The organism is Citrobacter sp. Cu231 (assembly GCF_030332265.1).
Lineage (GTDB): Bacteria > Pseudomonadota > Gammaproteobacteria > Enterobacterales > Enterobacteriaceae > Citrobacter > Citrobacter meridianamericanus.
Genome location: NZ_JAOWIE010000032.1, coordinates 53,153 through 68,983 on the forward strand (window position 1 = coordinate 53,153; position 15,831 = coordinate 68,983).

Consider the following 15,831-nt stretch of genomic DNA (forward strand, 5'->3'; position numbering starts at 1 on the left):
AATCATAATGAATAACGCGCAGACACATTTAAAGATTGGTTACGTCTGGACTATCTGCCTGGTTGCGGCCTGCGGTGGTTTACTGTTTGGCTATGACTGGGTGGTAATCGGCGGGGCAAAACCTTTCTATGAAGCGTATTTCTCGATTACCGATCCGGCGCAATCCGGTTGGGCGATGAGTTCCGCGCTGGTCGGTTGTGTATTTGGTGCACTGATTTCCGGCTGGTGCGCCGATAAGTTTGGTCGAAAGATGCCGCTGATTCTCTCGGCGATCCTGTTTAGCGCTTCCGCATGGGGAACCGCCGTCGCCAGTCATTTCGACATGTTTATTGTCTATCGTATCGTGGGTGGTGTTGGGATTGGTCTGGCGTCTGCGCTAAGCCCGCTGTATATCGCCGAGGTTAGCCCGGCGGAAAAGCGAGGTCGCTTTGTTGCCGTTAACCAGCTCACCATTGTGATTGGCGTACTGGCGGCGCAGCTTATCAACCTGATGATAGCCGAACCTGTCGCCACAGGCGCCACGCAGCAGGCGATTGTGGAAAGCTGGAACGGTCAGACGGGCTGGCGCTGGATGTTTGGTGCGGAATTGGTGCCCGCAGTAATTTTCCTGGTACTAATGTTCTTTGTGCCTGAATCACCGCGTTGGTTGGTGAAAGCAGGCAAAGTCGATCGTGCTCGTGCCATGCTGCAGCGCATTGGTTCGGCGGAATATGCCGGGCAAACGCTGAAAGAGATTGAACATACATTGCAAAAAGATAACCACAAAGTCGCGTGGTCAACGCTGTTACAACCACAAATTAAACCGATCGTGATTATCGGTATGGTGTTGGCGGTGTTCCAGCAGTGGTGTGGGATCAACGTTATTTTCAACTATGCGCAGGAGATCTTCGCCTCCGCCGGATTCGACATCAACGGTACGTTAAAATCGATCGTGGCGACGGGGATCATCAATCTGGTCTTTACTCTTGCCGCCCTGCCGTTAGTGGACAAAATTGGCCGTCGTAAACTGATGTTGTTCGGCGCGTCAGGATTGACGGTTATTTATGTCCTGATTGCCGGGGCGTACGGGTTGGGCATTATGGGCTGGCCGGTTCTGGTTCTGGTTCTGGCGGCGATCGCGATTTATGCCCTGACGCTGGCCCCGGTGACCTGGGGGCTGCTGTCGGAGATTTTTCCCAATCGCGTACGCGGGCTGGCAATGTCGCTCGGTACACTGGCGCTGTGGATTGCCTGCTTCCTGCTAACCTATACCTTCCCGCTGCTCAATGCGAGTCTTGGCGCGTCGGGAAGCTTCCTGCTGTACGGTGTGATTTGCGCGATGGGCTTCATCTATGTTCTGCGTAATGTACCGGAAACCAAAGGCGTGACGCTGGAAGCGCTGGAGGAGCAACTGGCGGCGCAGCATACAAAAGTTGGCGCATCAGCTCAACCGCGAAACGCCCGCTGATGGATGGTCTGCTGACGCTACAAAACGCACATCTACGGATGTGCGTCGATCCGCAAGGCGGTTCGCTATTGAGTCTGGTGTCGTTACAACATCAACAGGCCGTTTTACGCGAAGGCCAGGGCCAGCAACCGGGTGATTGCGGCTTGTTTCCGATGCTGCCTGTCGCAAATCGGGTAGCGGGCAATCGTTTTAAGCTACGTGGTGAAGAGGTGGTTTTACCTCAGCATGACGCAGATGATACTTTCTTCCTGCACGGTGACGGCTGGTTGCAACGCTGGCAGATTATTACCGCTACCCAAAGCGGCTGTTTGCTGCAGTTGCGCAGTTGGCATCCCTGTGGCTACGACTATACGGCGCAGCTTTGCTATCAACTGGAAACCTCAAGCCTGCATGCCTCGTTGACGCTTACCCATTGCGGTGAGCAGCCCATGATCTATGGCTGCGGGTTTCATCCATTTTTCGCCTTTGATAAGCACAGTACGGCGCAGTTCACCGCCAGCGGCTACTGGCCGGAGGGGGAACAGCATCTGCCGCTGGAATGGCAAAGTGTCCTTCCGCCAGCAGCGGATTTCATGCGCGCGCAATACGGTGAGGATCGCTGGCTGAACGTCGGTTATTCTGGCTGGAGCGGACGGGCTGTTATTCAGCGGAACGTGATGAAAATCACGATTTTAGCGCAAACTCCGTGGTTGATGCTGTTCAGAATGTCGGGTGAGCCGTTTCTGTGCCTGGAGCCGCAGACGCATCCGGTGAATGCCCACCACATGCAGGGGCAGCCGGGGTTGCAGGTTTTAGCGCAGGGAGAACGCTGCCATTTTACGATGCAAATTTGCGTCGAATAGGGCCAATATCATGTTATCTGCGTGTTAATGCACTCTTGCGCCAGCCAGCGTTTGTCGCCAGACTATCGCCACCAAACGGGAGGGATTCATGGCTTTGCATTCCACGCGCTGGCTGGCGCTCGGTTATTTTACTTACTTCTTTAGCTACGGTATTTTTCTGCCTTTCTGGAGCGTCTGGCTCGAAGGGCTGGGACTGACGCCGGAAACGATTGGTTTACTGTTGGGGACTGGGTTGATTGCCCGTTTTCTCGGCAGTTTACTGATTGCGCCGCGCGTAAGCGATCCCTCTCGTCTGATCTCAGCTTTACGTATTTTGGCCCTGTTGACGCTGGTGTTTGCGCTGGCCTTCTGGGCGGGAACCAACGTGGCGTGGCTGATGGTGGTGATGGTCGGCTTTAACCTGTTTTTCTCGCCGCTGGTGCCGCTGACCGACGCACTGGCCAACACCTGGCAAAAACAGATAACCATGGATTACGGTCGGGTACGGTTGTGGGGATCCGTGGCCTTTGTGATCGGCTCTGCGTTGACCGGTAAGCTGGTGAGCCTGTTTGACTATCGGATTATCCTGGTCCTGCTGTCGCTTGGCATCGCCTCGATGCTGCTGGGCATGATGATTCGCCCGACCGTGCAGCCCGCAGGTGAAACCCGTCAGCAGGAGAGTGCGGGATGGCCCGCCTGGCGCGCGCTGATAACCCAAAGCTGGCGTTTTCTGGCCTGCGTGAGTCTGCTGCAAGGCGCGCATGCGGCTTATTACGGTTTCAGCGCCATTTACTGGCAGTCTGCCGGGTATTCCGCTTCGGCGGTGGGCTATTTATGGTCATTAGGTGTGGTGGCGGAAGTGATTATTTTTGCGCTCAGCCATAAGTTGTTCCGCCGCTTTAGCGCCCGCGATCTGCTGCTGCTTTCCGCCGTTTGCGGCGTGATTCGTTGGGGGCTGATGGGCTGGAGCACAGAGCTCCCGTGGCTGATTGTGGTGCAGATCCTGCACTGTGGCACCTTTACAGTCTGTCACCTGGCGGCAATGCGCTATATCGCGGCGCGACAGGGCAGCGAAGTGATTCGTTTACAGGCGGTCTATTCCGCGGTGGCGATGGGCGGCAGTATCGCCATCATGACCGTCTTCGCCGGTTACCTGTACCAGAACCTGGGCAGCGGCGTATTCTGGGTGATGGCGCTGGTGGCGCTACCGGCTATCGTGCTGCGCCCGAAAGTGGTGGCGCAGCCTGCAACATTATGATTCGAGGATTTTGCGGATCTGCTGCTGCTGGTGAGACGTCAGCGCCAGATCCGCATGAATCAACGGCGGTGAAAACAGCGGCAGCGGCGTAGTGTATGGTGTGACGATCAGCGTTACACCGCGCGGCGCGCCCTCTTTTTGAAAGTCCTGCATTGGCATATGTTTTACGTTGAGCGGCAGCAGCGTTAGTTCGCGCAGCTGTTGTTCTATATGCATTTCGAGTTGTTCGTTACTACCGGTCAGCAGGATAATCTGCTTCTCGTGCAAATCCTTTTCCTGCATCAGCCAGGCACCGAAAATAACCGCCACCAGCCCGATCTCTTCTTCTGAAAACTGCACGTCGTATTCCGCTTCGAAGCCGTGTATCGCCTCGCGGGTGGAACGTACCAGTCGGGGATAAAGTCGGCTGAACTCCTCCGGCAGTGTGTTATCAATGCCAATGGCAAACACGCTACGGTTAAGCGCTTGGGCAAGATGAATATAAAGCTGGTCATTCAGTCCTTGCTCATCGCTGAAGCGGACGTTGCCATACTCGCGAAAACGCAGCACCAGCCGAGCAATAGCAAGACGCAGGCGGCGATCCTGCTGGTGATTATCGCGGATAGGGTCGGGGATGCGGATCATTGAGAATAACAACGCCATAAACAACGATTCGCCCAGCGGCGCACTTTGCATGACGTGGCGCTGCCAGTGGCGGCCAATTTCCTCGGCGAGCGGATACTCAGCGCAGGATTGCGCCCACCGTTGCTGGAGCGGATTAAACTCCGGGGTGATCCCTGCGTGATGTTGCAGCAGGCAATACTGTAAATACAAGCGCAGGAACTGAATATCACGGCACTCAAAGGGTTTTTGCAAGCGCCGGGAACAGAGGTTAATAAGCGCATGCAGGTTGGTGTCGTCATACAGCGTCCGCGCAATACCTCGTTGTTTCAGCTCCATTTTTAATGCGGGCGTGAAATGCTGGGCGATAAAAGTCGGGCAAATTCGCAAACCACGGCGCAGCCACTGCAACAGACACAGGCGCTGATTGAGCGGCGTTCCTTCGATCGTATAGCCACCATGTTGCGCGATGGTAATCGCGAGTCGATGATAACGCTGGATTTCGAGTCCTGCGCCAATAATATCTTCCTGGACCGTGGCATCATCAACGCCATTGAGGCTGGTAAAGGTTTGAGCCGTAGCGATTTGGCCGGGCAGGAAAAGCGTCAGCAGTACCTGGCAACGGCGCTGGGGAGCGGAAAGTACAGATGGCGGAGCAAGCGTTGACATCATCTGTAGGATCTCCCGTAAGTATGTTTGATAAGAATAGCTAAAGTTTGCTCATAGATTTGGGGAATGGAATGCTTTCCACCAGGAATGCTGGAGGGCGTCACAGAATTTTTCACGTGGGGATCAGATAGCGGGAGTGGAACGCTGCGCGTTAATCCGCTTTTTCACTGTTTTATCTTTTGTTGAGATATAAAAAATGCCAGAGGGGGGAATGCTGGCGGAGGGTGGTATGAACATGCTCTCGCAGAGAAAGGGTTCCGTTCACCTCAGCAGTGTCATTTCTCTGAAGCGCTGATACCCTTAACACGTTCACAGGGAGTATCGTTTCAGAGAAGTGAAAACTTTAGGTGAACGTAGTAATACGACGGAGGCAACAAATTCATTACCTCCGTAACAGCTGTCTGGCGTTACCGCCCACGACTTAGCGTTAATCCCACATCGCCGCCCGGATGGACCGCCAGCAGCGTTTCCTTTGAGTAGCCGCTCTCGCTCATCAGACAGGCACAGGCGGCGTCAAAGATAGCCAGCACCAGTAAAATAGAGGTGGTAGCCAACATGTTCAACGGGTCAGCCTCTCGCTGGACACCGGTGGATATCACCAACCTCGACGCTTTAGCGATGGCCGAATCGGCGTTTTCAGTCACGCTCAGGATTGGCACATTCCTCGCTGTTAGCCCTGGCAGCAGTCGGGTGAGTTCATCCGAATTTCCCCCACGCGACAGCATAATCACCAGGTCGTTAGCGCGTAAGAAGCCCAAATCGCCATGCGCTGCATCCGTCGCGTTGAGATAAATCGCCGGACGTTCCACGCAGGCAAGCATATGCGCGACTTTACGCGCCGCAATACCGGATGTACCGACGCCGGTAACGACGATTTTACCCTCACAACCGCGCAACTCCGCCATCAGCGACTGCCAGAGCGGTTCAGTCAAATGCTGCCGCAGACCCGCAAGGGCATCGCTATAGAGCTGGAATACGCCGCTGGCCTGAGACCATGAATCACTCATGCGTCCTCCTGCATCAACTGGCGGTATTTCATATGGTCCTGATACATCTCGTGGAACACCCGATATTTGCGATCGTAGTACTGCTTGATGCGATTGGTCTGCGGGGTGACCGTTTTACCAATCCGGCTCATTGCCGACATCGCTTCCGGGAAGGTGTCGAATACGCCTGCGGCGATAGTCCCCATCATGGCGCCGCCCAGCAGCATGGCTTCGCTCTCTTCAGGCAGTAGCATGGCGCAGCCAGTGGCGTTGGCATGCTCCTGGACGAAGATCGGGTTTTTCGTTCCGCCGCCGCTGGCCATAATCGTATCGATGGTATAGCCGCTTTGATTCATCGTTTCAATAATATGGCGCGTTCCCAGCGCAATAGCCTGGATGGTCGCGAGGTACTGTAGCGCCATATCTTCCGGCGTGCGCGACAGTTTCAGTCCGGTGATCCCCCCCGTGAGTGTGGGGTTGGCACGCGGCGAGCGGTTGCCGTGGAAATAGGGCAAGATGTGCATGTCGCGGGTCAGAAAGGCGATATCTTCCGGCTCTCCGGCCATTTTACGCAGCAGCGCATTCAGTACTTCATAAATGGTTTGCCCCTGAGACTTCGCCTGGGTCAACAAGGTTTCGTAACAGGGATGCGACTGAATTACGTGGTCGATTAACGCCCCGGTTGCTGACTGTCCACCTTCGTTGAGCCAGTACTCCGGCAGTACTGCTGAGTAGTAAGGCCCCCAGACACCGCCGATAAAACGTGGCTCTTTGGAAATCGCCATGTGCCCGGTGGAGGTGCCGCCAATCAGTGCGACGCGGCGATCGAAATCAGCCACCTCGCCGGAAACACCGCAGGCACCAAGCGTGCCGAGCGTACCGGCGTGGGCATCGATGATCGAGACGCTGACCGCGGTTCCGGGTATCAGCCCCATTTCGCTGGCGGCGCGTGCTGACAGCCCGTGACCAAGCGGTTCGCCCATAGTTTTCACGTAACGGCCAATTTTGGCGGCGTCATGTTCCAGCAAGTCTTCCAGCCCAATCTGGCGGAAATAGCTGGCATCCCATTTGTCTTCATGGCCCATGTAGGTCCATTTGCACACTGTTGAACACAATGAGCGCGTGTCATCGCCCGTTGCGCGCCATGTCAGGAAATCGGGCAGGTCAAAGTAATAACCTGCATTGGCCCACGTATTGGGCATATGTTGCTTCAGCCACAGCAGCTTTGGCGTCTGCATTTCCGGCGAAATAATGCCGCCAACGTAGTCCAGCACCCGATGATGCAGGGCGTTGATGCGTTCGGCCTGGGTAATCGCGCGGTGATCCATCCACACAATGATGTTTTGTTCACTGCGCCCGGACGGGCTGATGGTCAGCGGTTTACCTTCTTTATCCAACACCACCAGTGAACAGGTCGCGTCAAAGCCCAGACCTTTCACCTGGATAGGGTTGATATCCGACTGGTTAATCGCATCGCGAACCGCGTTACACACTGCTTGCCAGATGTTATCGGAAGACTGCTCAACAAAATCGGCCTGCGGACGGTAAATTTCGATGGCCCGACTGGCCTGACCGACCATTCTGCCGTTGAGATCAAACACGCCAGCGCGGGCGCTTCCGGTTCCGACATCCACACCAATAAAGTAACTTGCCATAATTTTTTCTCCTGAAATCAGGCTTTACGATTCTGTAATGCGATAAAGAGGATCAGCACCGCGCCCCACAGCGCCATCGTCAGATAGCTGCTAACCCCCAGCAAGTTAAGGCCGCTTTCCAGCATTTGCAGCACAATCAGCGCCAATACCAGGCCGATAATGCGTCCGAAGCCGCCATCCGGATTGATGCCGCCGAGTACGGAGGCAAGGATGGTGACCAGCAGGTAGGACTCACCGTATCCGGCTTTTGCCGAGTTGAATTTCGCCATCATCAGAATGGCGGCGACCCAGCCGAGCAGGGCTGAAATAACGTACACGGAAATTTGTACCCGCACGGTATTCACGCCGCTGTAGCGGGTAGCCTGTTCATTGGAGCCGACGAGATAAAGACTGCGCCCCAGCGTGGTGTGCTCCAGCAGTACCCATAGCAGGATTGCCACCAGGAAAAAGAGCAACAGCGCCACCGGAATACCCGCAATCGTGGCGTTGCCAAGATACTGAATGGCAGTCGGGAAACCCGAAATCACCGTCCCGTTGGAGAGCAGAATATTCAGCCCGGAGATAAGTGTCATCGTGCCGAGGGTGGCGAGAATCGGTGAGACGCCGACCCAGGCAATCAGCGTGCCGTTGAGCGTACCGATAGCCACCGCCACGGCAGCGCCTGCCAGCAGCGCCAGCACCAGAAACAGCGGGTTATCCGGTTGGGTGACGATAATCGCTGCCATCACCAGCGAGCAGGCGTTCGCTCCGGCAATAATTGACAGGTTAATGCCGCCGGTCAGCATGGTCATACCCATTCCGAGGGCCAGCATGCCGAGGATCGGTAACTGTGAGCCTATCGACTGGAAGTTAGCGACGCTAAAAAAGCGGCTGCCAAGCAGGGCTGAGAAGACCAGGGCAACGACCACAATAATGACGCATTGCAGACGAATGATGGCATCACCGGGTAAAAATCTGGCGATTGTTTTCATCTCAAAGCTCCCTTGCCAGTTTGCGTTTTTCGTTCCAGGCCGTGGCACTAATGCTGACCAGGATAATGGCGCCGCTGAACACGGTGTGCCAGTAAGAGGAGACGCTGAGCAGCGTCAGACCATTTTGTAAGAAGGCGAGCAGGACAACGCCGAGCAGGGTTCCGGTCAACGTACCGCGTCCGCCGCTCATGCTGGTTCCGCCGAGTACGACCGCCGCCAGCACCGTCAGCTCAAAACCGAGCAGCGAATTGGGCGCAACTGACTGGGTAATTTGCGCCTGAACCACGGCGGCAATGCCTGCCAGAATCCCCATGTAACCATACACGTAGAAATGCAGCTTCAGCAGGTTCAGACCGAGGCGTGACGCTGCGTCGCGATTGCCGCCCATGGCGTAAACCTGACGGCCAAGACGGGTATAGTTCATCAGCACAGCGGTAAAGACGATCACCGCCGCCAGGCACAGCAGAGGCAGGGTCAGGCCGTAGTCGTAGCCATCTGCCGCGGTGAACGACAACCAGTTAATGCCGTTCATAAACCAGTCAGGGAAACCGTACAGCCAGGTGCCTTTGGTGGTGTAAACCAGAAGGCCGTAGTAGACGTTAAGCGTGGCGATGGTAATGATGATTGCCGGAACGCGCAGCCAGTAGACCAGGAAGCCATTAATCAGTCCAAGAAGCAGCCCCACCGCAATCGCAATGGTTAACGCCAGTGCGAAGTTGCCGCCGTGGCCGATCACCCAACTGGCCATCGCATACTGGGCAATTGCGGTCATCGCCGGAAATGAGATGTCGATCCCGCCGGAAATCAACACCACAAACAACCCGCAGGCAAGAATGCCGAGAATCGCGTAGCTGGTGGCCACATCTGTCAGATTGCCGAGCGAGAGGAACTCATCGGTGCTGACACTTAGCCCAACCGCCAGCGCCACGACCAGCAGGCCCAGCCAGAATTCATGTTGCCCGATTAAACGGGAGAGATGCATCTTATTCATTGATTACCTCGACCACTTCAGCAATCTCCTCTTCACGGCAGTGATGAGGATTAAATTCCGCCACCAGCCTGCCGCGACGCATCACCAGCACGCGGTGGCTGTTGTAATACGCTTCCGGAATTTCATCGCAAATCATCAGCACCGCCATACCTTGTTCCGCCAGATCGCGGGCGATCTGGTAAATACCCTCTTTGTTGGCGATATCCACGCCAACAGTCGGGGAGTCGAGGATCAGAATGCGCGGATTGGTTGCCACCCATTTGGCAATGGCGATACGCTGGGCATTGCCGCCGGAAAGCGTTTTGACCGGCAGGTGCGGATCGGACACTTTGATATTCAGTTCGCGGATTAAATCGGCGACCAGCTTTTGCGCTTTACGATGATCGAGCAAGCCGCTACCGGTGTGCAGTTGATCAAACACCGTGACAATGGTGTTGTCGTAAATCGACTGCTCCATGATCAGCCCCTGCGTCAGGCGATCTTCTGAGACGTAGCCGATCCCGTGCTTAATGGCGTCGTGGTTATTACGAAGCGTGACCGGCTGACCGTTAATACGCATCTCGCCGCTTTCCGGGTGCGTCATGCCGAACAGGCTCAAACAAAGCTCGGTACGCCCGGCGCCCAGCAGGCCGACAATGGAAACAATCTCGCCGCCATGCAGCGACAGATTAATGTTCTGGTATTTGCCTCTGCGGCTGAGGTTGCGCAGCTCAAGCAGGGGTTCTCGATCGTCGAATGATTTCTCCGGCAGCGGGCTGTAGTGGAAGCGTTGTCCGGTCATCAGGAAAGCCAGCTCGTGGCTGTCCAGTTCGCTGGCAGGGTACGTGCCCACCAGTTTGCCGTCGCGCATCACGCTGATGCGGTCAGCGACTTCCATTACTTCATCCAGGCGATGGCTGACAAACACCACGCAAATGCCAGCCGCTTTCAGTTCGTTAACCACCTTCAGCAGGCCATTGACCTCCTGACGGGTCAGCGAGGCGGTGGGTTCATCCATAATGACCAGACGTGCATCGGCGGCAATCGCCCGGCAAATGGCGACCAGCTGTCGGTCGGCAATCGAGAGTTTTTCAACTTTTTTGTCGGGATCGATGTTCACACCGATACGCTTCATGGCGGCCAACGCCTGCTGCTTCATGGCGCCACGACGTACCCAGATATCGCCACCAGGCAGATAACGGTTGACCGCGATATTTTCCGCGACGCTAAAATTCGGGAACAACGACAGGTCCTGATAAATAACCTGAATGCCATAATGGGAAGAGAGCTGCGGCGTCAGGTGATGGAACAATTTTCCGTCGAGTAAAATCTGCGCGCCTTTTTCCGGGTGATAAACCCCGGAGATCACTTTAATAATGGTGCTTTTACCACAGCCGTTTTGACCCGCCAGACAGTGAACTTCGCCTTTTCTCAGCGTCAGATTCACGTTATCCAGCGCCAGCACGCCCGGGAATTGTTTGCTGATATTCTCAAGAGTGATAAATGCGGTGGTGTCTGTCATGGACAATACCCCTGCGAGCGCCCTGACGGACGCTGAGTGTTAGTTTGGTTGATAGCGCCGACCAGACGGTCGGCGTTAAGGTTCCCTGGTGTTGGCTAAAGCCTTAGAAACCAAGTGATTGTGCGTTGTCTTTGGTGACTTCGAGGATCTTATTAAAGCGGATCACTTTCTTCTCCGTGTCGATATCGGCTTTCCCTAAACCGTCGATACTCAGATCGGCATTGACTTCTTTGCCCTGCAACAGCTGATCGGCGACCGTTACCAGCGCATAGCCCGCATCTTTTGGATCCCACAGCAGCGCTTTTTTGATATCACCGCGCATCAGGTAAGGCGCAGCTTGTGCTGGCATGGCGATCCCGACGACGGCAATTTTATCTTTGGCGCGTTTTTTCTGTACAGCCTGACCCGCACCGATTGGACCCAGCGAGCCGAAACCAATAATCCCCTTCATCTGCGGATAGGTTTTCATCAGATCCAGCGTCGTGGCGTAGGATTTATCGATGCTTTCCGCAACCGGCAGACGTGAAGTGACTTCGAACATTTCCGGATATTTTTCTTTCTGGTACTTGATTGCATAATCCGCCCACGCGTTATGCAGCGGGACCGTCAGCGAACCAACATAGATGGCATAACCCCCTTTGCCGCCCATGTTTTTTGCTAGCTCATCGACGTTGGCTTGTGCGTATTTTTCACTATCGATGGTTTCGATATCCCACTGACCGATTTGCTCGTCCGGGGATTCGTGCGTCAGGACCACAATGCCTTTATCGCGCGCTTTTTTCAGTACTGGCTCAAGAACTTTGGCATCGTTCGGTACCACGATGATCGCGTTGACGTTTTTGGCGATCAGATCCTCAATCACTTTGACCTGCTGTGCCGGATCCGGCGTAGACGGACCGGTCTGGTAAGCGTTCACATCCAGTTTTTTTGCTGCTTCGTTAACACCGGTTTCCATGCGGTTAAACCAGGGAATACCGGTGACTTTGGCAACCACAGCAATTTCATATTTTTCCGCCGCAAAGGACGTGCCGGACAACATGCATGCAGAAACCAGGGTTGCACTGAGTAATGCGAGTTTGAATTTCATAGTTGTACCTTTTGTAGGGGGCAGGACATGTCACGGCGTGAAGTTAACAACGAATGGAAGAGGGAATGAACCACAAGTTTGATGAATGTGATCTATATCCGTTATTGTTAATTTATGGAAAATAAACAGTTAGATTTTGGTTAAAATTGAGCGGATTTTTATTGATGCGAATGAATTTAAAGTTAAAAAAACATTAAAATTAAACCATTAATTAACATTCTATTTTCATTTAACTTAAGTTGTGGCGTAAAAAAGGGATTTAGGCTGACATTGATGAAGAATAAATTATCGAAATTGAGAACTGAATCGATACCGGAAAAGGGTGCTCAACTTTTTTTCGTTCGATGGTATCCTCGGCACACTTGCGCCAAATACGGCATCATTATTTGTGGCGGTGTTGATTTTTAACGTGGAGAACTCATGCAAGGCGTTAAACGTATCATTATGACGTTGTTTCTCGCTGTCCTGTCCTTTGGCGCAGGTGCGCATCCCCACAGCTTTATTCATCTGAAAACCGAAGTCGTGAGCGAGAATGATCGGTTCGTCGCGCTGAAAATGCGCTGGACGATGGATGAAATCACGTCGGCGGATCTGCTTTACGACGCGGGGAATGCTAAACCTGGCGATGAAATTTGGAAGAAACTGGCGGCGGAAGTGATGGCCAACGTTCTCGGGCAGCACTATTTCACCGAAGTGTGGCACGATGGGAAAAAGGTAAAGTTTAAAAACAGACCGACGGAATATGGCATGGAGCGTGAAGAACACCAGGCGGTGCTGACGTTCGTTCTGCCGCTGGCCGAAGCTCAACCACTGAGCGGTCAAAAATATACTATTTCAACCTTCGATCCGACCTACTACGTCGATATGAGCTATGACAAAGACAGCGACGCCCGGCTTTCGCAGACTATAAGCCAGCAATGCCATATTTCAATGCATACGCCGACGCCGAATGAACACATGCTGAGCTTTGCGCAGTCGCTGGATAAAGAAGACGCTCCGCCGGAGGATATGGAATTGGGTAAACAGTTTGCACAGACGGTGACGCTGCAATGTCAGTAGTTTATCAACAACGCGCAGCCAGACGCCGTTGGCTCACGCTATGGCCGCTGGCGGTCTTTTTGTTGCTGGCGACAGGCGGGGGGCTGTGGCTATGGCAAGCCTGGCCTCAGGTAATGATGCAAAGTGTCGTCTGGCAGCGCGACGTTAACCAGCAGATGAGCGGGTTGCTGAAAGCGGTTGCCGCGAATCCCACTCGTGCGGGCGGATCTCTGCTGCTGTTTAGCTTTCTTTATGGGGTATTGCACGCATTGGGGCCGGGGCACGGCAAAATTGTCATCACGACCTGGCTTGCGACGCATCCGTCGAAGCTCAAGTCGAGCATTGGGCTGACGCTGGCGTCTTCACTATTGCAGGGGCTGGTGGCAATAGGACTGGTGGTTGTAGTCCTCACGGTGCTTCAACTGCCTGCCCGGCAGCTGCATATGAGCAATTTCTGGCTGGAGAAGGGAAGTTATGCGCTGGTTGGCATGTTGGGCGTTTTATTGTGCGTCCGTGCGCTGAAGAAATTGCGCCAGCTGCTGCGTCGGCCGAAATTCACCGCCTTTACGCCGTACCATGTGCATCACGAGGGCTGCGGTTGTGGGCATCAGCATTTGCCCAAGCCGGAACAACTGCAAAGCGGAGATGACTGGCGCGCGCGGCTGATGATTATTCTCTCCATGGGCATGCGTCCCTGCTCTGGTGCAATTATGGTGCTGCTGTTCAGTAAAGTGGTTGGCGTCTTTAGCTGGGGCATGGCGTCGGCGTTGGCGATGGCGGCAGGAACCTCTTTGACGATTACGTCACTGGCTCTGCTGGTACACAGTTTTCGCTCACTGGCGGTGAGACTTAGCGGACATAAAGCGCCGGTGCTGTGGCGACAGATTGGCTGGACAACGCTGGCATTAGCCGGTGGTGCAGTGCTTATTGTTGCTGCGGTAGTGATGTGGATGAGCGCGGTGCCGGTAGGGCGAGGGATAAGACCGTTTTAGGTTAGTGAGCGGAATGGTATGACTTGTTGGCCGGATAAGACGCGAAAGCGTCGCATCCGGCACCACAGCAGATTAACGCTTCAGCGCATCGCTCAGTTCGTCACGCATGTTAGCCAGCATGGCTTTAACAACGCGCGGGTTACCTGCAACGATGTTGCCGGTCGCCAGGTAGTTATGACCACCGGTGAAGTCGCAAACCAGTGCGCCGGCTTCACGCGCAATCAGCTCACCTGCGGCGAAATCCCAGGGTTTCAAACCAATTTCGAAGTAACCGTCAACGCGCGCAGCGGCCACATAAGCCAGATCCAGCGCAGCAGAACCCGTGCGGCGGAAGTCAGCGCACTCGGTAAACATTTTGCCAAGAATTTTCATATAAGAAGCAGCGTGCTGCTTCGCTTTGAACGGGAAACCGGTGGCGATGATGGTGCCGTCCAGATCGCGGGCGGTGCTGCCACGCAGACGATAGCCGTTCAGCTGTGCGCCCTGGCCGCGAGTTGCGGTGAACAGTTCGTTACGCATTGGATCGTAAACAACGGCGACTTCAGTACGGCCTTTAATGCGTACTGCGATGGATACCGCGAAGTGCGGCAGACGTTTTACGAAGTTAGTAGTGCCATCCAGTGGATCGATAACCCATTGAACATCCTGATCTTCACCAGCGTGCTCACCGCTTTCTTCGGTGATGATGGTGTGCTGTGGGTAAGATTTGCGAATAGTTTCGATAATGATCGCTTCGGCGGCTTTATCGACGTTAGTCACGAAATCATTGCTGCCTTTCTGGCTGGTTTCTACAGAGTCGGGGGTTTCGTAGTGTTTGGCAATTACATTACCCGCCTTGCGCGCTGCGCGCACGGCGATGGTCAGCATCGGATGCATCGGTCTCTCTCACTGGATGTTAAAGAACGGGAAAACGGCGCAGAGTATAGCAGCGAGTTCGGAATATGTCTTCGTTTTATGATAATATGGTCGAATAATCTTTAGCCGAAGAAATACAATGCTGCAAAATATTCGAATTGTGCTGGTGGAAACCTCTCACACTGGCAACATGGGCTCTGTAGCCCGCGCAATGAAAACCATGGGTTTAACCAATCTGTGGTTGGTAAATCCACTGGTTAAACCGGATTCCCAGGCCATCGCTCTGGCGGCAGGTGCCAGCGATGTGATCGGCAGCGCGCAGATCGTCGATACTCTCGATGAAGCGCTGGCAGGTTGCAGCCTGGTGGTAGGCACCAGCGCGCGCTCCCGTACGCTGCCGTGGCCGATGCTGGATCCGCGCGAATGCGGCTTAAAAAGCGTCTCTGAAGCGACGAATTCGCCCGTGGCGCTGGTGTTTGGTCGTGAACGCGTTGGCCTGACGAATGAAGAACTGCAGAAGTGCCATTACCACGTCGCTATTGCCGCGAACCCGGAATACAGTTCGCTGAATCTGGCGATGGCGGTACAGGTCATTTCTTATGAAGTGCGCATGGCCTGGCTGACGACGCAGGAAAGCGAGAAGACCGCAGAATACGAAGACGCTGAGTACCCGCTGGTCGATGATTTAGAGCGTTTTTACGGTCATCTGGAACAAACGCTGCTGTCGACCGGGTTTATCCGCGAAGGGCATCCGGGACAGGTGATGAACAAGCTGCGCCGTCTGTTTACGCGCGCACGTCCTGAGAGCCAGGAGCTGAACATTTTGCGCGGAATTTTAGCTTCAATTGAGCAACAGAATAAAGGCAAGTAAACGTAACGCCTCCGGCAAGTAAAAATGGCACTGAAGGTTAAATACCTGACTAAATTAGTCAAGTAAATAGTTGACTGATTTAGTCGGGA

Annotated in this window: 14 protein-coding genes; 6 read left to right on the forward strand and 8 right to left on the reverse strand. The window is 54.3% G+C overall.

The features are described 5' to 3' along the window. The first annotated feature begins 7 nt into the window (after positions 1–7). The 3 genes from OGY15_RS06775 (at position 8) to OGY15_RS06785 (ending at position 3,526) form a co-directional block, all read left to right on the forward strand. Positions 8–1,447 (forward strand): sugar porter family MFS transporter, encoded by a 1,440-nt coding sequence (locus OGY15_RS06775; RefSeq protein WP_286538861.1) that lies wholly within the window; start codon positions 8–10, stop codon positions 1,445–1,447. Beyond that, positions 1,447–2,289 carry an aldose 1-epimerase gene (locus tag OGY15_RS06780; RefSeq protein ID WP_187253561.1) on the forward strand — a complete coding sequence of 281 codons (843 nt, stop codon included), beginning with the start codon at positions 1,447–1,449 and terminating at the stop codon, positions 2,287–2,289. Before OGY15_RS06775 ends, OGY15_RS06780 begins: the two co-directional genes overlap by 1 nt. 88 nt (positions 2,290–2,377) lie before the next feature. Continuing rightward, on the forward strand, positions 2,378–3,526 hold the full coding sequence (locus tag OGY15_RS06785; RefSeq protein WP_151217668.1) for a 3-phenylpropionate MFS transporter: 1,149 nt from the start codon (positions 2,378–2,380) through the stop codon (positions 3,524–3,526). On the opposite strand, the gene csiE is transcribed toward OGY15_RS06785, so the two are convergent. From csiE to OGY15_RS06820, 7 genes are all read right to left on the reverse strand, one after another. Beyond that, entirely contained in the window at positions 3,521–4,798 is a 1,278-nt protein-coding gene (gene csiE / locus OGY15_RS06790; RefSeq protein ID WP_286538862.1) for a stationary phase inducible protein CsiE, read from the reverse strand. The genes OGY15_RS06785 and csiE overlap by 6 nt on opposite strands. 404 nt (positions 4,799–5,202) lie before the next feature. Further along, positions 5,203–5,802, reverse strand: coding sequence for a KpsF/GutQ family sugar-phosphate isomerase (locus tag OGY15_RS06795; protein WP_286538863.1), 600 nt, complete (start codon positions 5,800–5,802; stop codon positions 5,203–5,205). Beyond that, positions 5,799–7,436, reverse strand: coding sequence for an FGGY-family carbohydrate kinase (locus tag OGY15_RS06800; protein ID WP_149692231.1), 1,638 nt, complete (start codon positions 7,434–7,436; stop codon positions 5,799–5,801). The genes OGY15_RS06795 and OGY15_RS06800 overlap by 4 nt, the downstream gene beginning before the upstream one ends. A 17-nt stretch (positions 7,437–7,453) precedes the next feature. After that, positions 7,454–8,407, reverse strand: a complete 954-nt coding sequence (locus OGY15_RS06805) for an ABC transporter permease (protein WP_286538864.1) — start codon at positions 8,405–8,407, stop codon at positions 7,454–7,456. A gap of 1 nt (position 8,408) precedes the next feature. Then, a complete protein-coding gene (locus OGY15_RS06810) occupies positions 8,409–9,398 on the reverse strand; it encodes an ABC transporter permease (RefSeq protein ID WP_151217664.1) in 990 nt (329 codons plus the stop codon). Next, positions 9,391–10,899, reverse strand: coding sequence for a sugar ABC transporter ATP-binding protein (locus OGY15_RS06815; RefSeq protein ID WP_110249053.1), 1,509 nt, complete (start codon positions 10,897–10,899; stop codon positions 9,391–9,393). The genes OGY15_RS06810 and OGY15_RS06815 overlap by 8 nt, the downstream gene beginning before the upstream one ends. Positions 10,900–11,002: 103 nt before the next feature. Next, positions 11,003–11,986, reverse strand: coding sequence for an autoinducer 2 ABC transporter substrate-binding protein (locus OGY15_RS06820; RefSeq protein WP_003037665.1), 984 nt, complete (start codon positions 11,984–11,986; stop codon positions 11,003–11,005). A 420-nt stretch (positions 11,987–12,406) separates the two neighbouring features. Between OGY15_RS06820 and OGY15_RS06825 the strand changes: the two genes are divergently transcribed. After that, positions 12,407–13,045 (forward strand): DUF1007 family protein, encoded by a 639-nt coding sequence (locus tag OGY15_RS06825; RefSeq protein ID WP_137375884.1) that lies wholly within the window; start codon positions 12,407–12,409, stop codon positions 13,043–13,045. Continuing rightward, entirely contained in the window at positions 13,036–14,016 is a 981-nt protein-coding gene (locus OGY15_RS06830; RefSeq protein WP_286538865.1) for a nickel/cobalt transporter, read from the forward strand. The genes OGY15_RS06825 and OGY15_RS06830 overlap by 10 nt, the downstream gene beginning before the upstream one ends. 72 nt (positions 14,017–14,088) lie before the next feature. Here OGY15_RS06830 and suhB read toward each other — a convergent pair whose 3' ends face one another. Continuing rightward, positions 14,089–14,892 (reverse strand): inositol-1-monophosphatase, encoded by an 804-nt coding sequence (suhB, locus tag OGY15_RS06835; protein ID WP_003037670.1) that lies wholly within the window; start codon positions 14,890–14,892, stop codon positions 14,089–14,091. A gap of 118 nt (positions 14,893–15,010) precedes the next feature. On the opposite strand from suhB, the gene trmJ reads away from it, so the two are divergent. Beyond that, positions 15,011–15,742: a tRNA (cytosine(32)/uridine(32)-2'-O)-methyltransferase TrmJ gene (trmJ, locus tag OGY15_RS06840; protein ID WP_286538866.1), complete on the forward strand. Its 732-nt coding sequence runs from the start codon at positions 15,011–15,013 to the stop codon at positions 15,740–15,742. Positions 15,743–15,831: the final 89 nt, after the last annotated feature.

Coding starts and splice junctions, on each gene's coding strand:
- OGY15_RS06775 (WP_286538861.1), top strand. CDS start 8: ATGAATAACGCGCAGACACATTTAAAGATTGGTTACGTCTGGACTATC.
- OGY15_RS06780 (WP_187253561.1), top strand. CDS start 1,447: ATGGATGGTCTGCTGACGCTACAAAACGCACATCTACGGATGTGCGTC.
- OGY15_RS06785 (WP_151217668.1), top strand. CDS start 2,378: ATGGCTTTGCATTCCACGCGCTGGCTGGCGCTCGGTTATTTTACTTAC.
- csiE (WP_286538862.1), bottom strand. CDS start 4,798: ATGATGTCAACGCTTGCTCCGCCATCTGTACTTTCCGCTCCCCAGCGC.
- OGY15_RS06795 (WP_286538863.1), bottom strand. CDS start 5,802: ATGAGTGATTCATGGTCTCAGGCCAGCGGCGTATTCCAGCTCTATAGC.
- OGY15_RS06800 (WP_149692231.1), bottom strand. CDS start 7,436: ATGGCAAGTTACTTTATTGGTGTGGATGTCGGAACCGGAAGCGCCCGC.
- OGY15_RS06805 (WP_286538864.1), bottom strand. CDS start 8,407: ATGAAAACAATCGCCAGATTTTTACCCGGTGATGCCATCATTCGTCTG.
- OGY15_RS06810 (WP_151217664.1), bottom strand. CDS start 9,398: ATGAATAAGATGCATCTCTCCCGTTTAATCGGGCAACATGAATTCTGG.
- OGY15_RS06815 (WP_110249053.1), bottom strand. CDS start 10,899: ATGACAGACACCACCGCATTTATCACTCTTGAGAATATCAGCAAACAA.
- OGY15_RS06820 (WP_003037665.1), bottom strand. CDS start 11,986: ATGAAATTCAAACTCGCATTACTCAGTGCAACCCTGGTTTCTGCATGC.
- OGY15_RS06825 (WP_137375884.1), top strand. CDS start 12,407: ATGCAAGGCGTTAAACGTATCATTATGACGTTGTTTCTCGCTGTCCTG.
- OGY15_RS06830 (WP_286538865.1), top strand. CDS start 13,036: ATGTCAGTAGTTTATCAACAACGCGCAGCCAGACGCCGTTGGCTCACG.
- suhB (WP_003037670.1), bottom strand. CDS start 14,892: ATGCATCCGATGCTGACCATCGCCGTGCGCGCAGCGCGCAAGGCGGGT.
- trmJ (WP_286538866.1), top strand. CDS start 15,011: ATGCTGCAAAATATTCGAATTGTGCTGGTGGAAACCTCTCACACTGGC.